Source organism: Phenylobacterium sp. (assembly GCF_036264965.1).
Taxonomy (GTDB): Bacteria; Pseudomonadota; Alphaproteobacteria; order Caulobacterales; family Caulobacteraceae; genus Phenylobacterium.
The window spans coordinates 1-8,551 of record NZ_DATAPY010000054.1; the positions used below are offsets into that span (position 1 = coordinate 1).

At 67.5% G+C, this 8,551-nt stretch carries 8 protein-coding genes and 1 pseudogene; 6 read left to right on the forward strand and 3 right to left on the reverse strand.

Features of this window, described 5'->3' with window-relative positions; genetic code table 11:
* Positions 1–380: pseudogene (locus VHS75_RS07705) on the reverse strand (cell wall hydrolase); the annotation flags it as partial.
* Positions 381–777: 397 nt separating this feature from the next.
* Here VHS75_RS07705 and VHS75_RS07710 point away from each other — a divergent pair.
* From VHS75_RS07710 to VHS75_RS07725, 5 genes are all read left to right on the forward strand, one after another.
* The gene (locus VHS75_RS07710) at positions 778–978 is read left to right on the forward strand and encodes a hypothetical protein (protein ID WP_329638028.1); all 201 of its coding nucleotides are present in this window, start codon (positions 778–780) and stop codon (positions 976–978) included.
* Positions 979–1,194: 216 nt separating this feature from the next.
* Complete coding sequence (locus tag VHS75_RS07715) at positions 1,195–2,109, forward strand: alpha/beta hydrolase (protein ID WP_329638029.1); 915 nt, start codon at positions 1,195–1,197, stop codon at positions 2,107–2,109.
* Between the two features lie 173 nt (positions 2,110–2,282).
* Positions 2,283–4,487, forward strand: a complete 2,205-nt coding sequence (gene uvrB, locus VHS75_RS07720) for an excinuclease ABC subunit UvrB (RefSeq protein ID WP_329638033.1) — start codon at positions 2,283–2,285, stop codon at positions 4,485–4,487.
* A 392-nt stretch (positions 4,488–4,879) separates the two neighbouring features.
* Positions 4,880–4,960, forward strand: a complete 81-nt coding sequence (locus tag VHS75_RS23070; RefSeq protein WP_414694256.1) for a type II toxin-antitoxin system VapB family antitoxin — start codon at positions 4,880–4,882, stop codon at positions 4,958–4,960.
* Positions 4,961–5,465: 505 nt separating this feature from the next.
* Positions 5,466–5,762 (forward strand): hypothetical protein, encoded by a 297-nt coding sequence (locus VHS75_RS07725; protein ID WP_329638030.1) that lies wholly within the window; start codon positions 5,466–5,468, stop codon positions 5,760–5,762.
* Between the two features lie 208 nt (positions 5,763–5,970).
* On the opposite strand, the gene VHS75_RS07730 is transcribed toward VHS75_RS07725, so the two are convergent.
* The gene (locus tag VHS75_RS07730; protein WP_329638031.1) at positions 5,971–6,258 is read right to left on the reverse strand and encodes a GNAT family N-acetyltransferase; all 288 of its coding nucleotides are present in this window, start codon (positions 6,256–6,258) and stop codon (positions 5,971–5,973) included.
* 75 nt (positions 6,259–6,333) lie between these two features.
* Between VHS75_RS07730 and VHS75_RS07735 the strand changes: the two genes are divergently transcribed.
* Positions 6,334–7,032, forward strand: a complete 699-nt coding sequence (locus VHS75_RS07735) for a DUF3617 domain-containing protein (RefSeq protein ID WP_329638032.1) — start codon at positions 6,334–6,336, stop codon at positions 7,030–7,032.
* Between the two features lie 222 nt (positions 7,033–7,254).
* Here VHS75_RS07735 and VHS75_RS07740 read toward each other — a convergent pair whose 3' ends face one another.
* A complete protein-coding gene (locus VHS75_RS07740) occupies positions 7,255–8,448 on the reverse strand; it encodes an acetyl-CoA C-acyltransferase (RefSeq protein WP_329638034.1) in 1,194 nt (397 codons plus the stop codon).
* Positions 8,449–8,551 lie beyond the last annotated feature (103 nt).

Sequence of the window (8,551 nt, forward strand, 5' to 3'; positions counted from 1 at the left end):
ACCGCGGCCTGGCCGCGCAGGGTCTCGCCGCGGGCTTCGAAATAGACCGCCTGTGTCAGGCAATCGAGCTCGCGGGCGCTGTCGAGGGGCGTGACCCGCCGACCGACCGGCGCCCGCTCGTCGGGCCGTGACGGCCAGGCCTGGGCGACGTCGGCCTGCACATCGGCGGCGAACGCGTCATGCGCCCGGGCCAGGCGCAGGGCGGCCGGATCCATGAGATCCATCTCGCGCTGCAACATGGTTTCCGAGAAAGCGCCCCCGGCCGCTTGCGCGATCCGAACCGCCCGGTGGTGATCGCCGATGGCCGGAGCCAGGCCGCCGATCAGATAGGTCGCGCCCAGGGCCAGGCCGATTCCGGAGCCCATCAAAGCGGCGCTCATCAGCCCGCGCCGATCGGCGCTGGCCTGTGTTCCTGCAAACAAAACAAACGTGTCCTACACGGCGAGGGCGACTCTGGCCCCCCGACATTGTCGCCGCGATCGCCCCTGCTCTTGCTGGCAGTGACCGCTGGCAGGCCCACCCGGGACTCGAAGGGGGTGGGCGACGGCAATTAGTAAAGAGGGTATGAACAACTTCGGCCGATTTGGCAAGCTTCTATTGCGCTGCAACAAAAGTTTGACCCCTCAGCGCCGGTTGTTCCCTTCTGAACCGTCGGCGTTTCTGCCCGCAAATCACGGGCCAACCTTGCGCCTTGCTGAGGCGCTTTCGCGGCTGCTCAGGAACCGAAGCGGCGCCGTTCCGTTTGACTGACCGACATTATCCGACTGGAGATTCACCATGCGCAAGACGCTGAGCCTGATCCTCGTCGCCGCCGGCCTGATGGCCCTGGGCGCCTGTAGCAGCACGACGGAAGAAAAGGCCGGCGCTGGCGCCGTCGCCGGCGCCGTGGTCGCCGGGCCGGTGGGCGCGGCGGTAGGCGGCGCGGCCGGCGCCGTGGCCGGTCACGTGCAGGAAGATTCCGGCAAACCGCACAGCTAGCGCCTGGCCCGGTCAGCGTCCGGAACTTGGCCGCATCCGTACATTCTCCCGAGGGAACCGGGAGAGCGTACGGACGTGCGCCACATCTTGCTCGCACTCGCCGCGCTGGCGGCCAGCGTCTTCATCCTGCTGAACGCCGTCCACGGCTCCTAGCCGCACGCTTCCGCTTACGTCGTAAACGGTGATACGGTCGCCCAAACGGGAGGCTTCAAGACCATGCGCAAGATCACCTTCGCCGGCGCGATCGCCGTGGCGATGACCCTGGCCCTCACGGCCAATGCGGCGCCCGCGGCCAAGTTCGAGGACCACTATGTCCAGAACGGCGCGGTGAAAATCCACTACGTCACCGAGGGCAGGGGCCCCCTGGTGGTGCTGGTGCACGGCTTCCCCGACTACTGGGCGACCTGGAAGCCGTTGATGGCCACCCTATCGGCCGCGGGCTACCGCACCGCCGCGCTGGACATGCGCGGCTACAACCTCTCCGACAAGCCGCAGGGCGAAGCCGCCTACGCCATGCCCAACCTGATCGGCGACATCGCCGCGGTGGTGAAGGCCGAGGGCCAGACCAACACCATCCTGATCGGCCACGACTGGGGCGCGGCGATCAGCTGGCAGACGGTCTTCGCCCGGCCCGACCTGGTCAACAAGCTGGTGATCATGGCCGTGCCGCACCCGGCCGGGATGGCCCGCGAACTCGCTACCAACAAGGCGCAGCAGGAAGGGTCCAACTACGCCCGCAACTTCCAGAAGCCGGGGTCGGAAAAGAACCTGACCGCCGAGGGCCTGGCCGGCTGGGTCAAGGACCCGACGGAGAAGGCGGCCTACGTCGAGGCCTTCGAGCGCTCCGATTTCGGCGCGATGATGAACTACTACCGCGCCAACTATCCCAAGGGCGTCGGCGAGACCGCTTCCGGCCCGGAGGTCCCCTTCCCGCTGGTCAAGGTCCCGGTGCTGGTGATCCACGGCATGAAGGACACCGCCCTCAACGCCGCCGGCCATAATGGCACCTGGGACCACGTCGCCGCCGACACCACCATCCTGATGATCCCCACCGCCGGCCACTTCGTACAGCACGACGCTCAGGATCTCGTCGACCGCACGGTGAAGGACTGGTTGGACGCGCGGAGGTAGAGCGTTGCTCCCCTCCCCATGAAAGGGAAGGGGAAGCTGCTGCCACCTTGCTGTCAGCAACCGCGGCCGACGGTCTGGCGTTCGCCGGGGCGAAGACCTACTTTGCCGCCGTGCCCCGCCCTACGACCACCACAGCCCGAGAAGGCTCCTTGGCGCCCGCCGGCGTCGCCGACATGTCGGCCTCGTTCGACTACGACGAGAACACCATGCCGCTGCTGTGGAAGCCGCACCGGCCGGACCGCCCCGCCAAGTCCGAGGGCGGCAAGCTGTTCAAGCTGGTCAGCGACTACGAGCCGGCCGGCGACCAGCTGACCGCGATCCCGGAGCTGGTGGAGGGCGTCAACGCCCGCGAGCACGACCAGGTGCTGCTGGGCGTCACCGGCTCGGGCAAGACCTTCACCATGGCCAAGGTCATTGAGCTGACCCAGCGCCCGGCCCTGATCCTGGCTCCCAACAAGACCCTGGCCGCCCAGCTCTACAGCGAGTTCAAGAGCTTCTTCCCTGAGAACGCCGTCGAGTTCTTCGTCTCCTACTACGACTACTACCAGCCCGAGGCCTATGTGCCGCGGACCGACACCTACATCGAGAAGGACAGCTCCATAAACGAGCAGATCGACCGCATGCGCCACTCGGCGACGCGGGCGATCCTGGAGCGCGACGACGTGATCGTGGTGGCGTCCGTGTCCTGCATCTACGGCATCGGCTCGGTCGAGACCTACACGGCCATGACCTTCACCCTGGAGCCCGGCCAGCGGCTCGACGAGAAGAAGCTGATGGCCGACCTGGTGGCTCAGCAATACAAGCGCAACGATCAGGCCTTCGAGCGCGGGACCTTCCGCCGCCGCGGCGACACCATCGAGATCTTCCCGGCCCACTACGAGGACCGCGCCTGGCGGATCAGCCTGTTCGGCGACGAGATCGAGGCGATCACCGAGTTCGACCCGCTGACCGGCAAGAAGACCGCCGACCTGAAGGGCGTGAAGATCTACGCCAACTCCCACTACGTGACGCCGCGTCCGACGCTCAACCAGGCGATCAACCAGATCAAGGACGAGCTCAAGGAGCGCCTGGCGTGGATGGTGGCCGAGGGCAAGCTGCTCGAAGCCCAGCGCCTGGAGCAGCGCACGACCTTCGACCTGGAGATGATCCAGGCCACCGGTTCCTGCGCCGGCATCGAGAACTACAGCCGCTACCTGACCGGCCGCCGCACCGGCGAGCCGCCGCCGACCTTCTTCGAGTACATCCCCGAAAACGCCCTGCTGTTCGTCGACGAGAGCCACCAGACCGTGCCGCAGATCGGCGGCATGTACCGCGGCGACTACCGGCGCAAATTCACCCTGGCCGAGTACGGCTTCCGCCTGCCCAGCGCCATGGACAACCGCCCGCTCAAGTTCGAGGAGTGGGAGGCCATGCGCCCGGACACGGTGCACGTCTCCGCCACGCCAGGCCCCTGGGAGATGGAGCGCACCGGCGGGGTCTTCACCGAGCAGGTGATCCGCCCCACCGGCCTGATCGACCCGCCCGTGGAGATCAAGCCGGTCTCCAAGGGCGGCTTCAGCCAGGTGGACGACGTCATCGACCAGGTTCGCCAGGTAGCCAAGGCCGGCTACCGCAGCCTGATCACCGTCCTGACCAAGAAGATGGCCGAGGACCTGACCGAGTACATGCACGAGCAGGGCCTGCGCGTGCGCTACATGCACTCCGACGTCGACACGCTGGAGCGGATCGAGATCATCCGCGACCTGCGCCTGGGCGCCTTCGACGCCCTGGTTGGCATCAACCTGCTGCGCGAGGGCCTGGACATCCCCGAGTGCGGCCTAGTCGCCATCCTTGACGCCGATAAGGAAGGCTTTCTGCGCTCCGAGACCAGCCTGATCCAGACCATCGGCCGTGCGGCGCGCAATGTAGACGGCCGAGTGATCCTCTACGCCGACAGCGTCACCGGCTCCATGGAACGCGCCATGGCCGAGACCAAGCGCCGCCGCGAGAAGCAGGAAGAGTACAACACCGAGCACGGCATCACGCCCGCCAGCATCAAGAGTCGCATCAAGGACATCCTGGCCTCGCCGTATGAGAAGGACCGCGTCACCGTGCCGGTGGGCGTCGCCGAGGATGGCTCCAAGCCATTCCTGGGCGACAACTTCAAGGCCACGCTAAAGGACCTGGAAGGCCGCATGCGCGCCGCCGCGTCCAACCTGGAGTTCGAAGAGGCCGCGCGCCTGCGCGACGAGATCAAGCGCCTGAAGATGCTCGACCTGGAGTTCGCCAACGAACTGCTCACCGCCCCCGGCGAAGAGGTCGACCGCGGCGCCGTGAAGCGCGTCAAGGCCGAGGCGCGGGCGGAAGCCGCTGAACGGTTCCGCAAGGGGCGGCTGTAGGGCCACGGCCCTTCCCTGACCCGCTCATCCCCGTGCAAGCGGGGACCCAGGTTTTAGCCACGGAAAACACGGAAGGCGCGGAGCGCGCCTCCCTATCACGCCTCCAACTCACTTTGTTTCCCCGCCTTCGCGCAAATGAGCGATGGCAGGGTGGGCGCAGGCCCAAAGTTCGCTCCGTCGGACAAGTCTCCCGCCCCGAACTTTCCCGTTGGCGCACACGGATGCATCACGGCGTGTCATGCCGTCTGCCCGCAATTCTCCCTGTCAAAGACCTTGAGTTCGTGTTTTGTTCACGGTAAGCTGGCGAGGCTTGGAAGTCCAGGATTCTCGCGCCACTGGCGGGAGAACGTAGGAACGTGGGCGCTCCTTGCGCCTCGACCGGAGCTATCGCCATGCGCGTCACGCTGACGCTGGACGACGATCTGTTGGCCGAGGCCCGGACCCTTACGTCCCTGCAACCATCCGGGTCATGAGATGTCAGTGGCGGCCCAGCTCCCACGCAGCCCTAAAGGCTCGGAGGCAGACGACCCCTCCACCGACAGCCCGCCTGGCGCGTGGAACGCCAGGCGGGCGTCCCGGAAGACCCAGAAAACCTAGCACCCTTCAGACACACAAGGAGGTGTCAGCCGGAGGGCTGACGGTGGGGTCGCGCTCCCCGCTCCGCGAGACCGAGCTCCGAACAGCGCCGAGAGGTCTGAGAAACCCCACCTCCGACCCGCTCCGCGGGCCACCTCCTCCCACAAGGGGAGGAGGCTGCCTCAAGAATGTCGATTGGGCCTGGGGTGTGTGCGCCACCGGCCCGTCCCTGTGACTGCGAATCCCCACCGAGCCGGCAAGCGGCGCCGTTCATGCAACTGTCAGGGAACCTGTGTTGTGTTCGTCCGTATTCGAGACAACAGGCCGGGGTAGCCTATCAGGCGTTCATGGTGAACGGCGGGCCGCCCAAGACCTGAGGTTGGGGATTTGAGGTATTACCGCATGTCACCGTCTCTATCCGTGGTCGCCGACAACGACCTGAAAGCCGCCCGACCCGAGACTGCCCGGGCCGAAACCGTCGCCGAGCGTGTGCGTCGACTGCAGGCCGAGGCCCGCCAACTCGCCAAGGATCACATCGGCGCGCTGATCGCGGCCATGTCCGAGGTCGAGACCATGGCCGCCGAGATCGCCGAGGGCGGCGACGCCTACCCGGCCGGCGTCCGCGACCTGGCGCGCCGGTTCGTCGAGGACTGCGAAGCCAAGGTGCAGACCCTGGAAGCGATCACCGCGCGGACGTGAGGGCTTGAACACCCGCTTGTCCCGGCGAAAGCCGGGACCCAAGCTGACCCTCGGGCCAGCTCAGGCGCTCTGCAACATCGCTGACTCGGCTTGGATCCCGGCTTTCGCCGGGACACGCGGAAAATTGGGGTGAGACCGCGCAACCCCTCATCCGTCAGGCCTTCGCCTGACACCTTCTCCCGCAAGGGGAGAAGGAGGCGTTTGACCCCTACCCCACCAGATCCCCGAACTCTTTGCTGCGTCTCAGCCACAGCGCGGCGTAGCCGCAGATGGGGGTGATGCGCAGGTGCTTGGCCTTCGCGTCGGCGCTGAGGGCGGCCATCAGGCGGCCGCTGGCGCCGGTGCCACGGATCGCCGGCGGGGCGTAGACGTAGTCGATGTAGAGACGGTCGCCGTCGCGGCGATAGTCGGCGTAGGCGGTGGAGCCCTGTTCGTCCATTTCATAGCGCTCGCCTGTGTCCCGAAGCTTAGGCTCGCGCAGGGCGGGGTCCGACATAACTGGGTTCTCCTAAGACAGGGTCTCGTCTAGCCTCCACCCTGCCAAACTGGGCATTCGACGGGAGGGTTCAAGGTGAAACGCATATTCCTGACCTGTGGGGGCCTGATCCGCGGGAGCCTGATCTGTGGCGCGGCGGTCCTGGCGCTGGGGGCCTGCGCCAAGAAGACCGAGACGGCGGCCACCGGGACCGCGGCGCCCGCCCCGGCCAACGCGCCGGCCGCGACGCCCGTGGGCCCGATCGGCCTGCCGTCGCGCAAGGCGGGGCTGTGGGAGCAGACGATGAATTCCGAGAAGATGCATCAGACCGTCAGCATGTGCATCGACACGGCGCTGGACCAGAAGATGAAGGTCTGGGGCAGCCAGAGCGGCAAGTCGAACTGCAGCGAGGAGAAGATCTCGCAGCATCTGGGCGGCGGCTATGAGTTCCACGCCGTCTGCGCCATGGGCGAGAGCGGCACGATCACCTCCGACGGCCAGGCGACCGGCGATTTCGGCTCGCACTATACGGTGGCGCTCACCTCGACGACCTCGGGCTCGCCGATGGCCCAGGCCAATGGGGTGCACAAGATGTCCATCGACGCGGTGTGGAAAGGCCCCTGCCCGGCGGACATGAAGCCCGGCGACATGATGCTGCCCGGCGGCATGAAGTTCAACGTCGCCGACGCCATGGCCGGCGCCGCCGCCGGCGGCCGCCCCAGCCCCGAACAGATGGCCAAGATGCGCGCCCAGGCCATGGAGATGAAGAAGCAGATGGAGGCCGCGAAGCAGTAGGGGCGAACCTCTCCGCGCAGCGGCGCCTTCCAAATTGAACCACGGAAAACACGGAAAGAGCACGGAAGGAGATTTGATCAGCGAAGCCGGTAGATGATTTTGTTGCGCGCAAGGCGCGCGATTCGAGTTGGCTCCGGCCTCTCAGGCGACCCGCCTTTCCGTGCTCTTTCCGTGTTTTCCGTGGTTGAAAAGACTGAGGTTCCGCTGCGCGGCGTCTCGGGGCTAGACCAGCTCCACCGCCATGGCGGTGGCTTCGCCGCCGCCGATGCAGAGGGCGGCGACGCCCTTTTTGCCGCCGCGGGCTTCGAGGGCGCTGAGCAAGGTGGCCAGGATGCGGGCGCCGGAGGCGCCGATGGGGTGGCCGAGCGCGCAGGCGCCGCCGTTGACGTTGAGCTTGGCGCGGTCGAGGCCCAGGTCGCGCTCGGCGATCATGGCGACCACGGCGAAGGCCTCGTTGACCTCGAAGAGGTCGACGTCGTTCACGGTCCAGCCGGCGCGCTTGAGGCACTTCTGGATGGCGGGCACGGGCGCGGTCGTGAAGAGGCCGGGCTCGTGGGCGTGGGCGGCGTGGGCGGCGACGCGGGCGACGACGGTCATGCCGAGCTTCCGGGCGACGCTCTCGCGGGTCATCACCAGGGCCGCGGCGCCGTCGCTGATCGAGGAGGCATTGGCGGCGGTGATGCCGCCGTCCTTGGCGAAGGCGGGCTTCAGGGTGGGGATCTTGGCGGGATCGGCCTTGGCCGGCTGCTCGTCCGTGTCGATGAGCACGGCGCCCTTGCGGGTGACCACCTCGAAGGGAACGATCTCGCGGGCGAAGGCGCCGCTCTCGCTGGCCGCCTTGGCGCGGGTCAGGGACGAGATGGCGAACGCGTCCATCGCCTCGCGGGTGAACTGGTACTGTTTCGCGGTCTCCTCTGCGAAGGAGCCCATCAGGCGGCCGGGTTCGTAGGCGTCCTCCAGGCCGTCGAGGTACATGCTGTCATAGGTGGTGTCGTGGCCGATGCGGGCCCCGCCGCGGTGGGACTTCAGCAGGTAGGGCGCGTTGGTCATGCTCTCCATGCCGCCCGCCACGATGATATCGGCGCTGCCGGCGGCGAGCGCATCGTGGGCCATGATCGCGGCCTGCATGCCCGAGCCGCACATCTTGTTGACGGTGGTGGCTTCGACCGACTTCGGCAGGCCGGCGCCGATCGCCGCCTGACGCGCCGGGGCTTGGCCGAGGCCGGCGGGCAGGACGCAGCCCATGACGATCTGCTCGATGGCGTCGGGCTGGGCCCCGGAGCGCTCGACCGCGGCGCGCACGGCGGCGGCGCCGAGCTCGGTGGCCTTCACCGGGGCGAACACGCCCTGGAAGCCGCCCATGGGCGTGCGGGCGTAGGCGGCGATGACGACGGGGTCGGGGGTCTGGGTGCTCATGGGCGGGATATAGGCGCGCCAAGGCATTCCGTCATCCTTCTCCCCTGGGAGAAGGTGGCCTGCGAAGCAGGTCGGATGAGGGGTTCAACCGCCGGCGATGCGG